The organism is Pseudoalteromonas sp. 1CM17D, assembly GCF_023161805.1.
Taxonomy (GTDB): Bacteria; Pseudomonadota; Gammaproteobacteria; order Enterobacterales; family Alteromonadaceae; genus Pseudoalteromonas; species Pseudoalteromonas atlantica.
This window is the reverse complement of record NZ_JALNTP010000001.1, coordinates 284,812-306,202: the sequence shown is the minus strand read 5'-3', so window position 1 is coordinate 306,202 and position 21,391 is coordinate 284,812. Positions and strand designations below refer to the sequence as shown.

The following is a 21,391-nucleotide window of genomic DNA, read 5'->3' as shown; positions in this document are numbered from 1 at the left end:
GTAAGAATGGCACCGAAATATCTTTTTACAATCGATTATTTAAATTTTTCATCATTTTTTATGTTAAATGCGTTTCAGTCTTATTTGCTATTTATTATATGAATAAAATAACTACAAAATCGTGTGTTTGCGCCACTCCTCCCTTTAAGCAAAAACAAAATGCGTGCTATAATCGCGGCCTTTCCAAGTTAACAGCAATCTGTATAAGCGAAATTATTCATGAGCGAAAATAGTCACATTAAAGTCATCGTTGGTATGTCCGGCGGTGTTGATTCTTCTGTATCTGCATATTTATTACAACAACAGGGCTACCAAGTAGAAGGCCTGTTTATGAAGAACTGGGAAGAAGACGACAATGACGAATACTGTGCAGCCGCTGAAGATTTAAAAGATGCACAAGCAGTGTGTGACAAATTAGGCATCGAGCTTCATACCGTTAACTTTGCAGCCGAATACTGGGATAACGTTTTTGAGTACTTTTTAGAAGAGTACAAAGCGGGCCGTACGCCAAACCCAGATATTATGTGTAACAAAGAAATTAAATTTAAAGCATTTTTAGAATTTGCAGCACAAGCACTTGGGGCCGATTATATTGCAACAGGCCATTATGTTCGTCGTGAACTACGAGACGACAAATACGTTATGTGCCGAGGCTTAGACGATAACAAAGATCAAAGCTATTTCTTATATACCTTAAGCCATGAACACATAGGCCAAACGCTTTTCCCAGTAGGCGATATAGCTAAACCAGACGTACGCCGTATTGCAGAAGAGCAAGACTTAATCACCCACGATAAAAAAGACAGCACCGGTATTTGTTTTATTGGTGAGCGTAAATTTAAAGACTTTTTACAAAAGTTTTTACCTGCTCAACCAGGTGTGATTGAAGATACTGACGGCAACAACGTAGGTGAGCATGAAGGGCTTATGTATCATACGCTTGGCCAGCGTAAAGGCTTGTTAATTGGTGGCATGAAAGAAGGCTCTGGCGAGCCATGGTACGTTATAGATAAAGACGTTGAGCGCAATGTGCTCGTTGTCGGACAAGGTAAAGACCACCCTCGCCTTTACAGCAATGGCCTAAACGCCAATCAATTACATTGGGTAGACCGTGTTGGTCCTCAAGGTACAACGCGCTGCACAGTTAAAACCCGTTACCGCCAAGAAGATATTAATTGTACCCTTCTCGTTGGGGAAGATGGTATGGCACGCGTATTATTTGATGAACCACAAAAAGCCGTTACACCAGGTCAATCAGCTGTATTTTATGCCGATGATGTGTGTTTAGGTGGCGGTATTATAGATTCGGTGATTAAGTAATGAATCAACACCAAGTCATGGCGCTTGCCGCCATGTGCCAAGTGGCTAAACAAGTACAAAAAATTGCGCAATACGGCAGCGCAAACGATTCAGACTTAGACGTGTTATTTACAAGTATTGTACAAACATCACCCGCATCGCCGGTTGATGTTTATCAAGGTACGCATAACTTGCGCGACGGCTATAAAACATTAATGGCGCAGCTTACTGCTGGCGCTCAAAAAGATGTTGAAATAGTTAAGTACGTAGGTGGTTTAATGCAGCTTGAACGCATTTTAAATAACGAGCCAAAAAGCTTAGCTGAACTTGGCCGTCGTATCGACGACATTCATCGTCGCTTAGATCACTTTGCCATAACCGATGACACCGTAGTTGCCGGTTTAGCAGATATATACTCGTCGGTGCTGAGCCCCCTTGGGCACCGAATTCAGGTTTATGGTAAACCCGAGTTATTAAAACAGCAGCAAACGCAAAATAAAATTCGTGCCCTTTTATTAGCAGGAATTCGCAGTGCTGTATTATGGCGACAAATGGGCGGTAAACGCCGTCACTTTTTCTTTGCAAAAAGAAAAATTCTCGCTATTGCAAAAACAAACATTTAATTATCGTTCAAAACTAAAATTTAGGAGTTATTATGGAGCTTTCAGCGTTAACCGCTATCTCTCCAGTGGATGGTCGCTACGGCAGCAAAACCACTGAACTACGCAGTATTTTCAGCGAATTTGGCTTAATCAAATACCGCGTAACCGTTGAAGTGCGTTGGTTGCAAGCCTTAGCTGCAGCAAGCGATATTAAAGAAGTACCTGCATTTAGCGAACAAGCCAATGCACTTTTAAATGCCATTGTTGATAACTTCAGCGAAGCAGACGCACAGCGTGTTAAAGACATTGAACGCACCACAAACCACGATGTTAAAGCGGTAGAATATTTACTAAAAGAAAAAGTAGCCGATAACAGCGAAATTAACGCTATTAACGAGTTCATCCATTTTGCCTGTACATCAGAAGATATTAATAACCTATCTCATGGTTTAATGCTAAGCGAAGCTCGTGATAATGTGCTCCTTCCATACTGCGACCAACTACTTAACGCTATAAAAGAAAAAGCCATTGAGTACAAAGCAGTACCTATGATGACGCGTACCCACGGCCAACCAGCTACGCCTTCAACAATGGGTAAAGAGTTTGCTAACGTATACATGCGTTTAAAACGCCAGCGCGACCAAATCGCACAGGTAGAAATGCTAGGTAAAATTAACGGTGCTGTAGGTAACTACAATGCTCACTTGAGTGCTTACCCAGATTACGATTGGCATACCCACGCAAGCAACTTTGTAACTAGCCTTGGTTTAACCTTTAACCCGTTCACTACACAAATAGAGCCGCATGACTACATTGCCGAGCTATTTGATGCTATTGCTCGCTTTAACACTATTTTACTTGATTTTGATCGTGACGTTTGGGGTTACATTGCCCTTAACCACTTTAAGCAAAAAACCATTGCTGGCGAAATCGGCTCTTCAACAATGCCGCATAAAGTAAACCCTATCGACTTTGAAAACTCAGAAGGTAACCTAGGTTTAGCAAATGCTATATTTGCTCACCTTGCACAAAAACTGCCTGTTTCTCGTTGGCAGCGTGACCTTACCGACTCAACCGTTTTACGTAACTTAGGTGTGGGTATGGGCTACACGCTTATTGCGTATCAATCTACACTTAAAGGCGTAAGCAAGCTTGAAGTAAATGAGCAACGTTTACTTGATGAGCTTGATCAAAACTGGGAATTACTTGCTGAGCCAATTCAAACGGTTATGCGTAAATACGGTATTGAAAAACCATACGAAAAACTTAAAGATTTAACACGTGGTAAACGTGTAAATCAAGAAATTATGGCCGACTTTATCGATGGTTTAGACCTGCCAGAGCACGCTAAAGTAGAAATGAAAAAACTAACACCTGCCAACTACATTGGCCGCGCTGTTGAGTTTATTGACGATTTAGTTTAAATACTAAATTGCGCATATAAAAAGCGAAAGGATAATTCCTTTCGCTTTTTTTGTACTAAAAATTATAGGCCAACTCTATGTACCAATTAAAAATAAACAACCTCTGTGAGCAAGAGTTTTTAAACCAATACTGGCAAAAAAAACCGCTATTAATTAAACAAGGCTTTACAGACTTTCAAGACCCAATAGAGGCAGAAGAGCTTGCCGGTCTTGCTATGGAAGAAAGTATAGAGTCGCGAATTGTTACCAACCACAATAACGATTGGCAAGCATACCAAGGCCCATTTGAAGACTTTGAAAAATTAACTGAGCAACACGCTACTTTATTGGTACAAGCGGTTGATCATTGGCATAGCGATGCAGCACAACTGCTTCAGCCATTTCGGTTTATACCTAACTGGCGAATAGATGATTTAATGATCAGCTACTCAACCCCTAAAGGTGGCGTAGGTCCGCACCTAGATCAGTACGATGTATTTATTATACAAGGCGAGGGTAAGCGTCATTGGCGTGTTGGCCTGCCTGATCCAACACTTAAACAATTTGCGCAAAATAAAAAACTACTGCAAGTTGAGCAATTTGAAGCCGTTATAGATTGTATTTTAGAGCCCGGCGATATTTTATACATACCACCTGGGTGCCCTCACGAAGGTTATGCAATAGAAAACGCCCTTAACTACTCGGTTGGATTTAGAGCGCCTAATCAACAAGACTTATTTTCTAGTTTTGCCGATCATGTTATTGATACCGACAGCGGCCAAAAACGCTATACCGATCATACTTTAGCCCTTAGGGACTCTAAAGGTGAGCTTTTACAGAGCGAAACCGATAAAGTTAAAACCCTTATGCAAGCGCTACTTAATAACGATGAGCTATTTAAGCATTGGCTTGGTAATACCTTAAGTCAAGCCAAGCACGAAATGGACTTAGCCCCGCTCGAAGAGCCTATAACCTGCGAGCAAATGAGTGAGTTAATAGCAAACAATGCAGAAGAATTTGAGCGTTTAGGCGGCGTACGTGCTATCTATCAACAGCTAGAAGACACCCTATTATTAAGTATTAATGGCGAAAACTACCCGTTACCACTTTGCGACTTAAATGCCGTTACACTATTAACAGATCATGATTATGTTAATACCGACGATTTAAACGCAGCGCAGCCTAGCCTAGTTTTTATTCAAACCTTTACTACACTAGTTAATGAGGGGATGTGGTTTAATTAGAGGTGCGCTATGGGCTATCAAATTAATAAAGTCGAGTGGGATAGGCAAAAAGACCAGCTACAACAAATACGTGAAAAAGTATTTGTATATGAGTTACACATACCCAAACGAGTAGAATTTGATAGCCAAGACAAACTAGCACACCATGTGCTAGTTACTCACAACAGTAACGCACCCGTAGCCACAGGTAGGCTGTGTACAGATGGCTTAATAGGCCGAATAGCCGTTTTACCCGCACACCGTAATCGCCACGTTTATACTTCATTACTTACTTTTATTGTTAATCTTGCCGCTAACGATGGGCACCAAGTTATTAGTATTAATTGTATTTTAAACGAAGTTGAACGCTTTAAACGAAACGGCTTTATACAACAAGGCGGTGTTTTTATGGAAGCAGGTATACCTAGGCAGCGAATGCAATGCCAAGTGTCTGAGTTTGTCACTAAACCATTTACATTAGTACATTAAAAAAGGGCCATTAATAGCCCTTTTTTACGTTTATACAAGCAATACCTTATTTTGGTTCATTAGCCCAAAGTTGCTCGTTTTCATGCATTTCGTATAAGCCGTGTGCACGGTTTATAAGTAAGTTAGCAAAGTCGACCTGGGTTTTATCACGCGCGCCAACACTCATTATTTGATCTGCTTTTAACTGCCATTGTAATGAAAAATAACGCATAGCATCGCGCGCATCTTTTGCTGCACTTACTTCTGCATGATCAGTAGGTAAGCGCCCTGTTATTACCCAGTAGTTCTTACCGTTTTGCGCTTTAAATTTCCACATAGCACACAATGGCGCTAAAAAGCGGCTATCTTTGTCTATTACTGATTTAGGCATAATGCCTTTTTCTGCTAAGTATTTTTGGGCGTTTTGAAAACACTCGCGTTGCCAAGCAACCCGTTGTTGCTCTATTTGTGCTTGCTCTTGCGCTGTTAATGGTTTTTTTTCTTCTTGCTGCATTTTATTAACCTTTACTGCTTTTTTTCTACACTCTAAGTGCATAACAAATAAGGTGCAAGCATAAAACACCTGCTTTGCACCTTAAATACACCATTTGATTTGTTTTTAATCACAATTGCACATAAGCAATAGTAAATCGCTGTTATTTTATATTGTGATCAAACGAGCCTACATCACCTGGGAACACCACTGGCGATTCAATCCCGTCTTTGCTTATCGCTGCAACACTGAAATAGTAATTATCTATAACAACGTTTTTAAGTGTAGCTTTACTTACATTGCCCACATCTTGGCTAAATTGCCATTGCGGCTCACTGGTATAGCGCCAATAAATACGATAACCGGCAATATTATCATCATCTGAACTTTGCCACGAAAGCGTAGTGTCGGCCTTAACCGCGCCTTCAATTTTTACCTGTTTAGGGGGAGCTGGCGCCCAAGCCATTGAAGCCATTGTTACTGCGTTCAGTGATGTAAGCTTTGCTGTGTAGTCAAAATCAACGCCATCTATGGTATCGCCATAGACCACACCATTTTCTGTACGTAAATCTTGATGTTGTCGGTCGTAATGCTCATTAGTTTCCATAATTCTGACTGCTGCAAAACCCGCATCGTTAAACGGTCTATGGTGCCCGCCCCGGCCAAACCTATCTAACCTGTAAACTAACATCGTATCTAAATTTGGAATGTACCTATCGGCAATTGTATCTATATAGCGTGCTAAATTACGACTCGCCGAATCGACTTCACCACCTGTAAAACGGCGCGTTCTTGCTTGTTGTTTCGTTTCTACTACACGCGTGCCTTCTGAGAAAATACGCGCCGTTGTATTGTCGGTAACGCCATTAATACCGGTAATATTGCCAATCATGTCGTTATTTAAAACGCCATGTACTTGCCAATTGTGCTCTTGTGCATACGCTGTGAGTATTTTACCGCCAAATAAACCCTGCTCTTCGCCAGACAACGCTGCATACACAACTGAGCCATTAAATTTATGCTTGCTTAGTACACGTGCAGCTTCAATAACCCCTGCAACCCCTGAAGCGTTATCATTAGCACCCGGTGAATCACTGGTAAAGTCCATTACATCGCTCACCCGCGAATCAATATCGCCCGACATAATAACCATTCGGTTTGGCTCAGTGCTACCACGCTGAATAGCCACTATATTCACCACTTCAACAGGATTAGGAATTCGTTTTTCACCTGATATAGTGTCTTTAACTTCAATAACTTCTAGGCAACCACCACATTGCGCTGATATTTTTTCAAACTCTTTTTTAATCCAACGCCGTGCAGCACCTATGCCCCGTGTATCTGACTTAGTTTCAGAAAGCGTATGGCGGGTACCAAAATCCACCAGCGTTTGTATGTCGCTCTCAATACGTTTAGCTGATACCTGCGCTGCAATATCATGTAGCTTTTGTTGTTCTTCATATTTTATGCTGGCATGAGCCTGTGCTGATAATCCTGCCGTACAAGCAAAGGCTAACGTACTCAATTTAATAAGTTTAGTTGTAATAGAAAAAGGGGTTTTGCGCATTATAAGCTCCTTATTTTTTACCTTACCATTACTCAACAACCTATTTAGTGCAACTATTTTGAGTTAAAGCTTTATACAAGTAAGCTCAACTGTAAAAATTAACCACACATAAGTACTCCCCTCTTTTAAGTAACCAAGCGTATTACAAACCTTGTTACATAAATACGCTATATACATAGCGTGTTTTCGTGGCAAACTAATGGGGTGTTTTATTTGTATTTGTAACCTATGCGCCAGCTTAAAGCCGACACTGTCTCTGCTAATTTAATTGCCACTAGTAACAACCAATATGGGCCTATTTGTGTTTATCAAAATACGGCCTATCGCTGGTTAACACTTGCGCAAAATGCACAAAGCGATATCACTATTCAAGGGGTGATGAGCCTTAATAAGAATGAGCAATTACTGATTGCGGTCAATCAATGTATGCTGTTATTTTTACTTAAAACAGCTGAGCCACTACGGGTTTTAAATTTAGGTTTAGGTACTGCGGGTATTGAGCGAGCCATTCATTATTTACATAACAAAACGGCTTATATAAATAACTTAGCTGTGTTTGACAGTGTAGAAATAAACCCCGCGATGATAAGCGTTGCTAAGCACCATTTTAACTTGCCCGCTAATCATACAGTGCACTTACAAAATGCAGAGCTGTTTGTTGCAACGTGCGCGCGCACATACAATGTCATTACAATTGATATTTTTAGTGGCGATGTACATCAAGACTTTTTATCTAACAGCGAATTTTGGCAAAACATACGTCGCTGCAGCGGGCTAAATGCGCAAATTATTATAAATTTAAACCCTAAAACAGGAAAAGAGCTCCAAGCTTTACTCGTCCTGTTTAGGCAACACTTTAGCTGTATTGCCCTTATAGAGTTTAACGAATACAAAAATATTGTCGTGATACTTTCTCAGCAAAGCTTAGTGCACATTAATAAAGAAGAAATAGCCCATTCGCCATTATTTAAAACGTGGGCGCCCACCCTTCACAACGACATAAACAGCATTTATCACATAGAGTAATTTAGCGCCCTGGTTCGTGTTTTTCATAGCACGGCAAATGGGTTTCTAATTGCTCCCAATTGGCTTTAGAGGTAACAAAATTATGCGATATTACCTGTTCAGTAATATCGTTATCTATCAACCCAAGGCGTATTCGCAAGCGAGATTTATCCTCTGCATTAGCACTGTAAATAGGTGAGCCACATGTTTTACAAAAAAAGCGCGCACGCCCAGGTTTGAAATTAAATTCAGTTAAATTATCTTCACCTTTGGTAAGTGTAAATTCGTGAGTGTTTACAAAACCATTCGTGGCAAAAGCAGTTCCGCTGTTTTTTCTGCATAGTGAGCAGTGACAATGAATAATTTGAGAAATAGCCCCTTTAATTTCAACACTTACCGCTTTACATAGGCACGTTCCTGTATACATATAATCCCTTTTATTATTTTTAATTGCGTGTAGTTAGGTATTTTACGCGTTTAAAATATAAACGTCAGTAGAATAGATAAAATACAATATTGGTTGACTAATTTACACTAAATTGGTTATATAAATTTTAAGTTTAAAAAATTAAAAGTCATATATTGGTTTACCAATTTATATGCTTACACTTATATTAGTAAAAGAGGGATTATGCGCGTTAAATACAGCTTACTGTTAGTGGCCTGCTCAGGATTATTAGCCTGTAGCCAAAACAATCAAAACGCTCCCTCTGCAAAGTGGCTATTAGTAGATAACTTTGAACAACCGCTAAAAGGCTGGACAAAGGTTGACACAGACAATCAAACTCAACCTTATGTCGCTAACCCACAAGTAACTAAAATAGAAGTTGAGGAGACAGCCAAAGGGATTAACCATTTTTTAATTAAAAAGCCTGCCGAAAATGGTATTGTCGGCAACCGCAAAGCCCTCAGCTATAAAAAGCTTCCAAAAACAGTACCCGTTGGCGAAACCTACACTTTTTTTACCCGTATTAACGTCGCCTCTTTTCCAAATAACCATGCTTTTGGATTAAGTAACTTAGAGCCAGAGCAAATAAACGTTCATGGCTACGACGCCTTTGAAGCCACTCTTCGGGTTACCGATAAAACCGAATCAAATGGGTTAGTCAATACCGGGGCCCTAATGGTCAAAACTGATAAGGGCTATAGTAATATCCAAAACTATGCACAAGCGCAATCGGCTAAACCACTTGATACAAACAGTTGGTACAACATTTGGTACGTTGTTAATAATGCATCGGTAAAAATGCAAGGCCAGCAATACAATGTATATGTACAAGGCGGCGAATTTAAAAACCAAACCTTAGTGTATAAAAATGCCACCTTTAGAATGAAACGCGAACGCCCACTTAGCTATTTTTTAGCTAACTGTAATACGGGCCCACATAAAAAGCCCTACGGAAATGGCGGTTTACGCTATGACGACATTTATATGATTAAAGGCGTAAATCTCACAAACCCTATTCGATAAAAGTAGCAGTGTAAATTAGTCGCTAAAGATCTACAGCGCGCCACTTAAATGGTATGATCCTTTTCTATTTTTTGTCATTTAAGTTTATAAAATGTATCGATTATTCGAAAAAATGACCAACGCATTTCCTGAGCAAAAGCCAACGCAGCCGCCCTCTACATTATTTGCGTTTTGTCGTCATTACACTAAAGGTATGGAGCTGTCGTTAGTTTTAATGTCTGTTAGTGCTGCCCTGCTTGCCATTTTAGAAGTATCGTTATTTAGCTATATGGGCCAATTGGTTGATTGGTTGGGCACCTACACACCGCAAACCCTATTTGAAGAGCAAAAAACCGAACTTATAAAAATGGCGGTAGTACTTTTAGTGATATTGCCTATTGTGGTGTTTTTTCACTCGGCTATTTTACACCAAGCATTACTGGGTAATTACCCTATGTCGATTCGTTGGTCGGCGCATAGATACTTATTACGCCAAAGTGTTAGCTTTTATCAAAACGAGTTTGCAGGGCGTATTGCCACAAAAGTAATGCAAACATCACTGGCCGTACGAGAAGCCGTAATGAAACTGCTCGATGTACTAATGTATATTGTGGTTTATTTTGGCGCTATGGTGTTTTTAGTTGCAGAAGCTGATTGGCGTTTAATGCTACCGCTTTTAGTCTGGGTAATTATTTATGCCGCCATTCAAATGTACTTTGTGCCAAAACTTAAAAAAATTGCCAGCTCGCAGGCCGATGCGCGCTCTGAAATGACCGGCCGTATAGTCGATAGCTATACAAATATATCAACCATTAAGCTTTTTTCGTACACACAACGTGAAGAGCAATACGCTAAACAAAGTATGGATGTATTTTTGCAGCCTGTTTATAAGCAAATGCGTTTAGTAACCAGCCTTAACTTTGCCATTAATAGCCTAAATTACTTATTAGTATTTAGTGTGGCCGCACTATCCCTTTATTTATGGTCGTTAAGTGCAATTAGCGCAGGCGTCATTGCAGTTGCGGTTAGTTTATCGCTTAGATTAAATGGCATGGCGCAGTGGATCATGTGGGAAATAAGCAGCTTGTTTGAAAACATTGGTACCGCCACCGATGGCATGAAAACCTTATCTACGCCCATTAAAGTAGATGACAAACCCGATGCAAAAACGCTTGCCGTTTCTAAGGGCGATATCGCTTTTTCAAATGTTCACTTTAACTACGGCAAAGCCGCTAACGAAACCAATCGCGGCCCGGTAATGAACGGCCTAAACCTACATATCAAACCCGGTGAAAAAATTGGCTTAGTGGGTCGCTCTGGCGCTGGTAAATCAACGTTAGTTAATTTACTGCTGCGCTTTTACGATACCGATTCGGGGACGATTAAAATTGATGGCCAAAACATTACCGATGTAAGCCAAGAAAGCCTTCGCCGTTATATAGCCATGGTTACGCAAGACACTTCCCTGCTTCACCGCTCTGTAAAAGATAATATTTTATACGGCCGACCCGATGCCTCAGAAGCCGAAATGCTCAGCGCTGCCAAGCAAGCTAAAGCACTCGAGTTTATAAGCGATTTAGAAGATAGCAAAGGCAATAAAGGGTTTGATGCTCAAGTAGGCGAGCGCGGTGTAACCCTCTCCGGTGGGCAGCGCCAGCGTATCGCTATAGCGCGGGTATTACTGAAAAATGCACCTATTTTAATACTCGATGAAGCCACCAGCGCGCTCGACTCAGAAGTAGAAGCCGCAATACAAGCAAGCCTAGATGATTTAATGACAGGTAAAACTGTGATTGCCATTGCTCACAGGCTATCGACCATTGCGCAAATGGACAGACTTATTGTCCTTGATGAAGGACGCGTTGTAGAGCAAGGCAGCCACGAAGCGCTCATTGCGCAAAATGGTATTTATGCTGGCCTTTGGGCACATCAAACCGGTGGGTTTATTGGTGTAGATTAGCCAAGATAAGATTATAAGCCGAAAATAGCGCGATTTTTATTGCGCATTACGCTATTAAATCAGGTATTTATAATTTGTTCCTAATTTTATCCAAGCGAATCTCTTCCCTTGATTAAGTTAAGTCAATTATATACCATCCTTACTTATAATAATTTACGGATAGTTTACTTTCACATGGAAAAAACTCTTTATCTACTCCTATTCTGTGCCTCAACGCAATGTTTTGCAGACACCGCATATATTGGTGTTGACTATGTATTACCTGAAATGGCAATTAGTAACGAAGATGTTAAGCCAAAATCAACTGCACTTCGTTTAGGGGTCAGTAACAATAATATGGCTTTTGAAGCCCAATACCTAACCGCCAACGAGAAAGATAACCTTTATCGCATTGAATTCGATATAGAAAAAAGTGCCGCATTATTTTTCGTAATGCAGTCTGATGTTGTTAATGGTTTCGGTTTAGATGTTTCAGTCGGCTATGCGCAAACAGATATTACAGTTAATGGCCCTGAAGAAACTATAAATGATGAATTTCAATATAAAGGTTTTGCTTGGGGTGTGGCAATGCACCAAGATATTCCATACTTAAACAGCACCCAAGTAAGGCTTGGCTATCAATCACTTTATGACAAAGACGATATCGAGATAACAGCTATTTCTCTTGGTTTTACTTACCAATTTTAGTCATTCTCTCATTTTAAAAGGTACAATCCTAAAATGGCAATAAAACACACCTCTCACAAACTCTCTATTATTTCGATATTATTAATAGCAGTTACTGGCTGTGGCTCTGATACTGAGTCAACCGACCTAAAAAAAGCAGTAACTCTCGAAGAGCTTCGCACTGAAGGTACAATTATAGAATCCGTTACTATTATCAATAATCAAACACGCATTAGACCTGGAGAACAATTTCAGCTTAAAGCCATGGGTATAGATAGTAACGGAGAAACGAGAGATGTAACCGATGAGCTTACTTGGAGTACAAGCGACCCAGAAGTAGCCACTGTCAATAGTCGTGGCTTAGTGACAGCCATTACTAATTCTCCACTGGATAGAGGTTTGATTACGGTTACTGGCACTACAATAAATGAAATATCCGGTGAAGGACAAATGTCAATTAGTGATGAAGCCGTTTCGAACATAGAACTAAAACAAGCCTCACCAGAAATAGGTGACATTAATACGTGTATAGAAGCAAGTATTAGTGCAGATATTACTTATTCAGATGGCTATATATCTTTAAATACAATAAAAGATATTAGTTTTACTCTTGATGATGAAACAAGCGCGTTAATCGATAACAACGGTACACTATATACCTCATCAAGTGAAATTGAGAACACTTCAATTACTGCGAATATAGGTAACATATCGGATACCTTAATTGTCACAGCCAACCCAGTTAACCTAGAGAGTATTGATATTCTTTCTGATGATACATCTAAGGATATTATCAAATTAAACTTAGGTTCTCGTATAAGCGTAGCTGCGCAAGCCAATCTAATAAACAATCCTTCTCCTTTCGATATAGACAATACTATAAAGTGGTCTACGTTAGATTCATATACTGTCGGTGTTACAAAACAGGGCGAAAATAAAGGTACTTTACTCGCATTAAAACCAGGCGTTACAGAGCTTGTTGCGAGCTGTGGTGGAGTGTATAAAACAGTAGCCGTACAAGTTGAAGGCGACGCAACCCTAGAAAGTATTCAAATTAATGGCGCTGAAAATCCATTAACTTTGAGCCCTCTGGGTACTTTAGATTTAACATTAACCGCTAACTATAGTGATACCTCTTCTAGCTTGAATGTTTCAGAATTTGCGAATTGGAGTGTAAATGGTAGCACAATTGCAAATGCTGAATTAATTAATATTGGAACCAATCAGGCTAGATATAGATTAACGAGTAATTCAAATGGTAACGGTACAGTTATCGTTTCTGTCAATTACGATGGGATAGTAACAAGTACACAAATCAATATTGAATAAAAAATAGTTAAATACGTCAAGTAAATAGCTCAGAACGAAGGCCTTAATTTACTAGGCCTTCACTTTACCCTTTCTACTCTCTTCCTCTTTACAGGTTTGTCGCTTGGTTTTTACAAGCCTCTAAAGTTGCAAAGTTTTTAAATAGCATCCAACATTTTACTTTTACTACTAAAAACTTATAGAACACTTCTTCCTCTTCATTGCACATCCCTTACTATTATTTTTGTTGATTAAATATTGTTAACCATTAACATCTATGCAATATTATACCTAGTTCGATTTTTAAGCGAATTATCGGACTTAAAAAGAATATTTTACTGACAGCCTTTTCACATATTTGCGTTATTCAAGACGAAATTATCGTGTGACTATCTAAAAAATGTGTATCGGCAAATTAAAGAAGGTTTATCTATTTCTTTAAACTTTCAACATTAATTTAAATGGAGATTTTATATGAAACAGCTAAAGCTACTAATAGGTAGCACTTTGTTTATGTCTATCACTTCAGTCCAGGCAGCTGATTGGAGCCCTTTTAGTATTCCAGCACAAGCAGGCGCAGGTAAAAGCTGGCAGTTACAAAGTGTTTCAGATGAGTTTAACTACATTGCACAACCTAATAATAAACCAGCTGCTTTTAATAATCGTTGGAACGCATCTTATATAAATGCTTGGCTAGGTCCTGGCGATACAGAATTTAGCGCTGGCCACTCATATACAACTGGCGGGGCGCTTGGTCTGCAAGCAACCGAAAAAGCAGGTACGAACAAAGTTCTCTCAGGTATTATTTCTTCTAAAGCAACCTTTACTTACCCCCTATACCTAGAGGCGATGGTAAAACCAACAAACAACACTATGGCAAATGCTGTATGGATGCTTAGTGCTGATTCTACCCAAGAAATCGATGCTATGGAGTCATATGGTAGCGACCGAATTGGCCAAGAGTGGTTTGACCAACGTATGCATGTTAGTCATCACGTATTTATTCGAGACCCATTTCAAGATTACCAGCCAAAGGACGCTGGCTCTTGGGTTTACAACAACGGAGAAACATACCGCAATAAATTTCGTAGATATGGAGTACATTGGAAGGATGCGTGGAATTTAGATTACTATATAGATGGTGTTTTGGTTCGAAGTGTCTCTGGCCCAAATATTATTGATCCTGAAAACTATACTAACGGAACAGGCTTAAACAAGCCTATGCACATAATACTGGATATGGAACATCAGCCATGGCGAGACGTTAAGCCTAATGCATCTGAGCTTGCAGATCCCAATAAAAGTATATTTTGGGTAGATTGGATACGAGTTTATAAAGCCCAGTAATATATTAAAAACTTAACTTATTAAGTGCGGAACTTATGTTTACAAACCCTCTAATGTTTGCGATATACTCACTGCATTTAATAAGTTTTAAAACACATTCGTTGAGATTTAATGCAAAGTACTTATAAGCTGATGCACTCACTAAGCTTTAAATTCCCTCACCTAACAACTAATCATTATAGTGATTTTCTAAATGGGTTATTTCACTTTCAGTCAAAACTAAACTTCTATACAGAAAATTGTAATCAATTTCATCTTGTTGCTTTACAAATGAAAATGCCGCTTCAATCAAAAGTATTCGCTCTTTTGAACTATACATACTATTCGCAATCTCTATGCTTGATGATAAGCTGCTGGCTAACATATTCTCGCCAGCCAAACGCTTAGCATAACTAGTTTCTTCACTAGGAGTTAATGAATTAAGCCATATTTTTGTTGCATCAGGGTTTTGAGCAATTAGACGCTTGGTAAGTGCAGCCAAAAGTGACTTTCTAACCGCTATAGGAAATGATAATGTGGGGATTATTTCTTTTAACGCATCTAGTCCTTTTTCAGGCGAAGTAGCGACTAAATTTGTCAATAATTTACCCTGAAGTGTTAAGTCATTTTCAGCTAAAATGATATCGAGTATACGTGAGAGTTCGACTCTCTGTGTAGCCATTACCTCTACTAGCCTGCGCAAACCAGCTTGCCTTACAGGACCACCAGGTAATGACAATACCCAGCTTTCTGATGATTCAATATCATCACTAGCAAGCTTTTGTGTGAAATACGCAACGGCGTCATATTTTATTTGTGAATCGTCTAGTAATAAAATAGTCTCTTCAGCCAAAGAAGTATCTTTATCAATTAATGCCGTTAACATAGGTAATATCAACCGCATATACATATCAGGCCTGGGTTGTTGCTCAATCCAGCTAAGCGCTTCTAGTGTGTCCTGAACGCCCCATTGCATTAGCAAATTATCTATTACTGCCATTTTGATCGAGGTATTGGAGAGGTAGCTTACTTCCTCTAGAACTGTTTCTGGTCTACTTTCCATGTAGGATAAATACCCAGCTGTAATTAGTTTTGCCTTTATATCATTATTTAATTTACTATTATCAATCCAAATGAGTAATTCTTGTAAATCTATTTGCCCTACGGTATACGCGATTTTTTTTATTAAAAAATCCTGTAGTTCCAATTTTAAACTAGTTAAATGCAATAAAGCTTCTTGCCAATTAAAGTATATCCAGGCTAAGTAAATTGGTTCGACTAACTTAGCTTGTTCTCTTAAAAGACGTTTATTTTCATTAATCAATACGCTATCAACACAAGTAGAGTAATCGTCGTTAGTTTTTAACGTTTCTAAATTATTTGAACATAACTCAAATTGCTTAGTTTGGCTGCCCAGTGATAAATTATTCAATAGCTTTAAACCCGCTTCACTGCCTTTATTCAAAGCATTACTCGAACCACTATTATTGGTTTCTTGGGGAGAATAAAACTTGTAAATTAAAAACATTGAAACGAGTAAAAACATAAATGCTATTTTAAATTTCATCCGTTGCCTTTGAAAGTTAAATATTAATTCATAAATTTTAACTATATAGCATTGCCCATTTATTATCCAATCGCCAAAAATTTAAATAATAGTGGTTGTTAACTTTATTTTCCGTTTAACTTGATTAAGCCAATAATCTTAAGCCAATTAAAATTAGCATAACAATATTGGCTATAAAACTGATTAAAAAGAAGTACGTGCGTGGGCTTGGGTTTTTCTCTGTGGCTATAACGTAATACAGCGCCATATGAATTAATCGCGCTATTACGTACACCCAAACACACATGGCAAATATAGGGCTTTGGTAATTTATAACAAATGCAAACAACACAGTACCAATAAACAGCGCGCTGTTTTCTAGTGTGTTATGAAAAGTACGATGGGCTCTAAATATAAAACTGTCGTGCGATAAATCATCGCTAATTTTACCCGGTACAGCATTAGACTGTTTAGCTTTGCTAAAGGTAGCTACCGACCACTGTACCACTAACATTATTAAGTAAAGGTAAAACGCCATATAGGCAGAAAGCGCAACTTCAGTCATTTTTATGTCCTTAAAATTGTTTTAACTTAGTAGTTACAGCAAGTTTTAAGCCTAAAATAAGTTCATTATAATTAATAACTTGTAATTTATAGGTTCAATAATAATGTAAAAGCTGCAAAGCTATTTATAAATGTTACCCACGAATTAACTCCTTAACGTTAGCGTAATTGATACCACTGCGTGATCGGTTGTTAAATCGTCTCGTTCGTATTCTGGGTTTATTAAATGCCTGTCGTATGTATGATAATCACTCACTTCATAAAAGCTATCATCGTAACTTGGGTCAAATTCACACGAGAGTAAAATATAATCAAGTACCGTACTACTCGTCCCATAGTAATGGGTAGGGCTGCGATTTAATAATGGCGCAGCGGGAGCATTACTTTGTTGAACATCTGCATTCCCAGCGTTTTGCTGTGGGTTGTGCGTCGTAAATTGGCTCATTTTTAGTGTTTTAAATAACTGCCACGCGTCATTTAAACAATATTTTGCAAGGTATGTTTTAACATCAAATGCTGGGGCAAATCGCAATGTATTCGTTAGTAAATGGCTCAACACACCATCGGCTAAGTCGTTATTAAAATCGCCCATTAACACCATAGGCTGCTGTGTAGCTTCGCGTCGGGCAATCATTTCTATCATTAGTAAAGTGGCTTCACTGCCGCGCTGAATGGTCGAGCCCCACGAGCCGGCCACATTTGCTTTTAGAGTGTCTATTATGTTTTTTTCGCTTGAGGGTGGCTCGGTTTTGGCTGAGCTAGTAGTACTTTCATCACTCTCAATCATGGCTCGTTTTGACTTAAAATGAACCACATAACAGTCTGTATTACCTACATGGGGTAATCTAATGGTGGCTCTTAACACCTTACGGCTAAACGTAAAATTACTATTAAGGCCAAGCATTTCAACAAGCTCGGTATTGTGCTTAACCGCAGCAACATCAACAATCTCAAATTTAGACGCTATAGCCACGACCGGGCGCTTAAAAATAAAATCATCAATCACCTCTGGCGTATCAACCACAGCAAAATATATATAGCCTTGCTGCGCCATTAACGCTTTTAGCGATTCAATACTAAATACTTCTTGAAAACCTATTACATCAGGCGCGTACTCATTTAAATAATCTACAATCCAGCGCTGTTTGCGTGCCCATTGCTCTGCGGTATAAATTTTTTCAAAATCGTAATATGCATTAGGCGGCTCAAGGTAGTTAAATAAATTAAACGTGGCTATTTTAAATTGCGTGTTTTTTACTACAGGCTCGTTTAAATCAGCGGCAGGTTCAGCCTCAAGCGTAGTGTGATGTAATGTCGATTCAAAATTACTGATAACAATAGCCTAGCGAATAAAAGTGCGTTAATTATACCCTAAAGGGTTTAAAGTTCTAAACCGTGAATTATTCTCAACATGCAAATAAAGCCCTTTATTTACGCTATACTGCCCTCCTCGTTATTAGCGCACACATAGGTATTATGAACTACTCAAATTTTGGTACTAAATTTACACAACCCAACGGAATAACTCAGCTTATGGAAGATTTAGGCAGCGCTAACGCAAGCAATAATCCAAATATTGTTATGCTAGGTGGCGGTAACCCCGCACACGTACCACAGGTTAATGCTGTATTTTTAGATGAATTACAAAAGCTAGTAGCCAGTAATAAAGTATCGCAAGTATTTGGTTTGTACGACGGGCCAACTGGCAATGATGAATTTAGAGCGGCCCTTGCTAAACAGCTCAATAGCGAGTTTGACTGGGGCTTAACACCACAAAACATAGCACTGGGTAACGGCAGCCAAGCTAACTTTTTTGTATTGTTTAATATGCTTGCGGGCAAAATGAGCGGTGGCACTAATAAGCGTATTTTGTTTCCGCTTGCGCCTGAATACGTAGGTTACGCCGACCAAGGTTTATCTGATGATATGTTTGTGGCAATCAAGCCCGACATCGAAATTTTAAATACACCCAGTGGCTCTAAGCAGTTTAAATATGTCATTGATTTTGATGCAGTTGAAAACGTATTAGCCAACGATACCAGTATTAGCGCACTGTGCGTATCGCGCCCTACCAACCCAACTGGTAATGTCATTACCGATGAGGAAGTACGCCACCTAGACGCCCTAGCACACAAGTACAATATTCCCCTAATTATTGATAACGCCTACGGCGACCCTTTCCCGGGCTGTATTTACACCGATGCAAACCTTACGTGGAACTCAAACATTATATTGTGTATGTCGCTTTCAAAATTGGGCTTGCCAGGCCTGCGCACTGGTATTGTGGTTGCCAATAACGAAATAATTAAAGCCATTGGCCGTGTTAACGGCTCTATGGTGTTATCGCCTAACGCTATTGGCCCAAGCTTAGTAACCCGCTTAATTAACGAAGGCGAATTACTGCCTTTGTGTAAAAATACGGTATTGCCTTTTTATAAAAATAAAGCAGAGATAGCCATAAACCTGTTTGATGAAATTTTTGCAGACTTACCTGTCTATTTGCATAAACTCGAAGGCGCGTTTTTTATGTGGCTATGGTTTAAAGACTCAAAAATAACCAGCGAAATGCTTTATCAAAAACTCAAAGAGCAAGATGTATATATAATTCCTGGGCATAACTTTTTTATTGGCATTGAAGATAGCTGGGAGCATAAACACCAGTGCGTACGCATTAACTACGCTAACGATGAAGCTACACTCAGAAAAGGCCTAGAGGCAATTAAAGCGCTTATTATGTAGCGCTTTAATTAACCGTTTTACATCGTATTTTAACGAGGAGGTTAACGCTTAGCGTTAGCCACTGAGTTTTTTATTTAACCTACTGTTTAGGGGCTAACGCCTTGGTTAATAAGGCAAACAGCAAGCCACCTAAAGCACCTGCTAGTAACTGAAAATAAAACCCCCATCCACGTGCGCCCGCTATAATATGAATATTCATAATCGACTCAATGGCCACTAGCACCACGGCAAAAGCAGTGATACCCGATGCCACAAATAACACCATGCTGTATTTTTCAAACTTTTTAACAAGTAACACAACAGCAAAAAAAGCGATAGCTAAAGCAATGGCAATAATAGCGCCATAGGTAGGTAATAGCCCTAACCAATCATCTAGCGTTAAATTAATACGGTCGCTTAAGCTGACCACAACGCCCACATCAACTAATTGATTGACAACGTATTGGCTATGAAACAAGCTAGCAAGCGTAAAGGTAAATAACCAAGAAACTAAAAATATAGGGAGTAAACGTGTTAAAAATGGCATGGTTATCTCAACTTAAAGTAAAGCTTTTTTCTTACAGTAGCAAAGGCTTGCAATGTAAACAACGACTCTCTCTATTAGCGCTATGGCTGTTTGTAGGGCTTTTTGCATCTACCGCCAGTGCAGCTACATTACCTAAAGAGCAATACAGCACTCACACACTCGCAGCACAATTAAATTCGCCGTGGAGCATGGTTAAGCTACCAAACGGGTCATGGCTAATTACAGAGCGCGACGGCCACGTTGTTATTGTAAAAAACAATCAGCAAACTAGAGTAAATTTAAACCTTGAAGGTTTATACGTTGCAGGCCAAGGCGGCTTACTCGATATAGTGCTCTCGCCTAATTTTAACACCAGCAAAGAAGTTATATTTACCTACGCACAAGGCACAGCTGAGGCTAATCGCCTAGTAATTGCAAAAGCTACCTTTAATGGCACCGGCTTTTCAACGCCTGTTATTATTTACACAGTAGCGACTGATAAAAATACCCCACAACACTACGCTGGCCGCGCCCTCTTTTTACCCGACAACACTCTACTGTTTTCAACTGGTGATGGCTTTGATTTTAGAGAGCAAGCACAACTAATAACCAGCCAACTTGGCAAACTATTACGCATAAACCTAGATGGCACTATCCCAAAAGATAACCCATTTATTAATCACAAAAACCCCAATGCACACGCTGTTTACTCGCTCGGTCACCGAAACCCACAGGGCTTAGTGTATGATTACGATACCGAGCAAATTGTTAGCCACGAGCACGGCCCCGCAGGTGGCGATGAGCTAAATTACTTAACGCCAGCTACCAACTACGGCTGGCCGGTGATCACCTACGGTGACGATTACTCGCAAGCGCGCATATCTCCTTTTAGAGATTACCCCGGCATGCAAAAGCCAAGCGTAGATTGGACGCCATCAATCGCCCCGTCAGGTATGGCGTATTACGGCACTAAACACGCCGCATTCCCTTCACTTCAAAAACATGCGCTCATTACCACGCTTGTAGATAAAAAGCTCTACAGCGTTAATCTGGCTAATGGAAAATTCACACAATCACACGTATTCCCAGAAACAACTGGACGATTAAGGGATGTGTATGTAACCACTGAGGGTAATGTAGCGATATTAATGGATGGAAAAGATGCTGAGCTGATGTTGTTTAAAGCCAAAGTAGTTCACAAAGAGGATTAGAGGCGCTTCGCTTTTAGAGAAATATAATGGGTTATATTAGGACGCTTTAGCTGTAG

At 39.5% G+C, this 21,391-nt stretch carries 20 protein-coding genes; 13 read left to right on the top strand and 7 right to left on the bottom strand.

Annotation, left to right across the window (positions count from 1 at the left end; translation table 11 throughout):
- Positions 1 to 219 precede the first annotated feature (219 nt).
- From mnmA to MSC25_RS01325, 5 genes are all read left to right on the top strand, one after another.
- Positions 220 to 1,320: a tRNA 2-thiouridine(34) synthase MnmA gene (mnmA, locus tag MSC25_RS01345; protein WP_248442221.1), complete on the top strand. Its 1,101-nt coding sequence runs from the start codon at positions 220 to 222 to the stop codon at positions 1,318 to 1,320.
- Positions 1,320 to 1,922 (top strand): high frequency lysogenization protein HflD, encoded by a 603-nt coding sequence (gene hflD / locus MSC25_RS01340; protein WP_004586725.1) that lies wholly within the window; start codon positions 1,320 to 1,322, stop codon positions 1,920 to 1,922. The genes mnmA and hflD overlap by 1 nt, the downstream gene beginning before the upstream one ends.
- A 32-nt stretch (positions 1,923 to 1,954) precedes the next feature.
- Positions 1,955 to 3,325, top strand: a complete 1,371-nt coding sequence (purB, locus tag MSC25_RS01335; RefSeq protein WP_024033516.1) for an adenylosuccinate lyase — start codon at positions 1,955 to 1,957, stop codon at positions 3,323 to 3,325.
- Positions 3,326 to 3,402: 77 nt separating this feature from the next.
- On the top strand, positions 3,403 to 4,548 hold the full coding sequence (locus MSC25_RS01330; RefSeq protein WP_138579297.1) for a cupin domain-containing protein: 1,146 nt from the start codon (positions 3,403 to 3,405) through the stop codon (positions 4,546 to 4,548).
- Between the two features lie 9 nt (positions 4,549 to 4,557).
- Positions 4,558 to 5,016 (top strand): GNAT family N-acetyltransferase, encoded by a 459-nt coding sequence (locus tag MSC25_RS01325; protein ID WP_121637558.1) that lies wholly within the window; start codon positions 4,558 to 4,560, stop codon positions 5,014 to 5,016.
- Between the two features lie 46 nt (positions 5,017 to 5,062).
- Here MSC25_RS01325 and MSC25_RS01320 read toward each other — a convergent pair whose 3' ends face one another.
- Both MSC25_RS01320 and MSC25_RS01315 read right to left on the bottom strand, forming a co-directional pair.
- On the bottom strand, positions 5,063 to 5,509 hold the full coding sequence (locus tag MSC25_RS01320; protein WP_138611493.1) for a DUF4826 family protein: 447 nt from the start codon (positions 5,507 to 5,509) through the stop codon (positions 5,063 to 5,065).
- A 142-nt stretch (positions 5,510 to 5,651) separates the two neighbouring features.
- On the bottom strand, positions 5,652 to 7,055 hold the full coding sequence (locus tag MSC25_RS01315) for a M28 family metallopeptidase (RefSeq protein ID WP_248442219.1): 1,404 nt from the start codon (positions 7,053 to 7,055) through the stop codon (positions 5,652 to 5,654).
- A 228-nt stretch (positions 7,056 to 7,283) separates the two neighbouring features.
- On the opposite strand from MSC25_RS01315, the gene MSC25_RS01310 reads away from it, so the two are divergent.
- Positions 7,284 to 8,081, top strand: a complete 798-nt coding sequence (locus tag MSC25_RS01310; protein WP_248442217.1) for a hypothetical protein — start codon at positions 7,284 to 7,286, stop codon at positions 8,079 to 8,081.
- 1 nt (position 8,082) lies between these two features.
- On the opposite strand, the gene MSC25_RS01305 is transcribed toward MSC25_RS01310, so the two are convergent.
- Positions 8,083 to 8,487 (bottom strand): GFA family protein, encoded by a 405-nt coding sequence (locus MSC25_RS01305; RefSeq protein ID WP_248442215.1) that lies wholly within the window; start codon positions 8,485 to 8,487, stop codon positions 8,083 to 8,085.
- 204 nt (positions 8,488 to 8,691) lie between these two features.
- Here MSC25_RS01305 and MSC25_RS01300 point away from each other — a divergent pair, with 204 nt between their 5' ends.
- The 5 genes from MSC25_RS01300 to MSC25_RS01280 all read left to right on the top strand — a co-directional run bounded on the left by MSC25_RS01300 (position 8,692) and on the right by MSC25_RS01280 (position 14,791).
- Positions 8,692 to 9,531: a hypothetical protein gene (locus tag MSC25_RS01300; RefSeq protein ID WP_248442213.1), complete on the top strand. Its 840-nt coding sequence runs from the start codon at positions 8,692 to 8,694 to the stop codon at positions 9,529 to 9,531.
- Positions 9,532 to 9,622: 91 nt separating this feature from the next.
- The gene (locus MSC25_RS01295; RefSeq protein ID WP_248442211.1) at positions 9,623 to 11,470 is read left to right on the top strand and encodes an ABC transporter ATP-binding protein; all 1,848 of its coding nucleotides are present in this window, start codon (positions 9,623 to 9,625) and stop codon (positions 11,468 to 11,470) included.
- A gap of 174 nt (positions 11,471 to 11,644) precedes the next feature.
- Positions 11,645 to 12,157, top strand: coding sequence for an outer membrane beta-barrel protein (locus MSC25_RS01290; RefSeq protein ID WP_096041630.1), 513 nt, complete (start codon positions 11,645 to 11,647; stop codon positions 12,155 to 12,157).
- 33 nt (positions 12,158 to 12,190) lie between these two features.
- The gene (locus tag MSC25_RS01285; protein WP_096041629.1) at positions 12,191 to 13,465 is read left to right on the top strand and encodes an Ig-like domain-containing protein; all 1,275 of its coding nucleotides are present in this window, start codon (positions 12,191 to 12,193) and stop codon (positions 13,463 to 13,465) included.
- A 453-nt stretch (positions 13,466 to 13,918) separates the two neighbouring features.
- Entirely contained in the window at positions 13,919 to 14,791 is an 873-nt protein-coding gene (locus MSC25_RS01280) for a family 16 glycosylhydrolase (protein ID WP_171036152.1), read from the top strand.
- Positions 14,792 to 14,960: 169 nt separating this feature from the next.
- Here the strand turns inward: MSC25_RS01280 and MSC25_RS01275 are convergent, their stop codons facing one another.
- The 3 genes from MSC25_RS01275 to MSC25_RS01265 all read right to left on the bottom strand — a co-directional run bounded on the left by MSC25_RS01275 (position 14,961) and on the right by MSC25_RS01265 (position 18,117).
- Positions 14,961 to 16,337 carry a hypothetical protein gene (locus tag MSC25_RS01275; protein ID WP_248442209.1) on the bottom strand — a complete coding sequence of 459 codons (1,377 nt, stop codon included), beginning with the start codon at positions 16,335 to 16,337 and terminating at the stop codon, positions 14,961 to 14,963.
- 124 nt (positions 16,338 to 16,461) lie between these two features.
- Positions 16,462 to 16,881: an MAPEG family protein gene (locus tag MSC25_RS01270; protein WP_248442207.1), complete on the bottom strand. Its 420-nt coding sequence runs from the start codon at positions 16,879 to 16,881 to the stop codon at positions 16,462 to 16,464.
- A 144-nt stretch (positions 16,882 to 17,025) separates the two neighbouring features.
- Positions 17,026 to 18,117, bottom strand: a complete 1,092-nt coding sequence (locus MSC25_RS01265) for an endonuclease/exonuclease/phosphatase family protein (protein ID WP_248442631.1) — start codon at positions 18,115 to 18,117, stop codon at positions 17,026 to 17,028.
- Between the two features lie 239 nt (positions 18,118 to 18,356).
- Here MSC25_RS01265 and MSC25_RS01260 point away from each other — a divergent pair, with 239 nt between their 5' ends.
- Positions 18,357 to 19,619, top strand: a complete 1,263-nt coding sequence (locus tag MSC25_RS01260) for a valine--pyruvate transaminase (RefSeq protein ID WP_248442629.1) — start codon at positions 18,357 to 18,359, stop codon at positions 19,617 to 19,619.
- A gap of 79 nt (positions 19,620 to 19,698) precedes the next feature.
- On the opposite strand, the gene MSC25_RS01255 is transcribed toward MSC25_RS01260, so the two are convergent.
- Complete coding sequence (locus MSC25_RS01255) at positions 19,699 to 20,145, bottom strand: hypothetical protein (RefSeq protein WP_248442205.1); 447 nt, start codon at positions 20,143 to 20,145, stop codon at positions 19,699 to 19,701.
- Here MSC25_RS01255 and MSC25_RS01250 point away from each other — a divergent pair.
- Positions 20,130 to 21,335: a PQQ-dependent sugar dehydrogenase gene (locus MSC25_RS01250; RefSeq protein ID WP_248442203.1), complete on the top strand. Its 1,206-nt coding sequence runs from the start codon at positions 20,130 to 20,132 to the stop codon at positions 21,333 to 21,335. The genes MSC25_RS01255 and MSC25_RS01250 overlap by 16 nt on opposite strands.
- Positions 21,336 to 21,391: the final 56 nt, after the last annotated feature.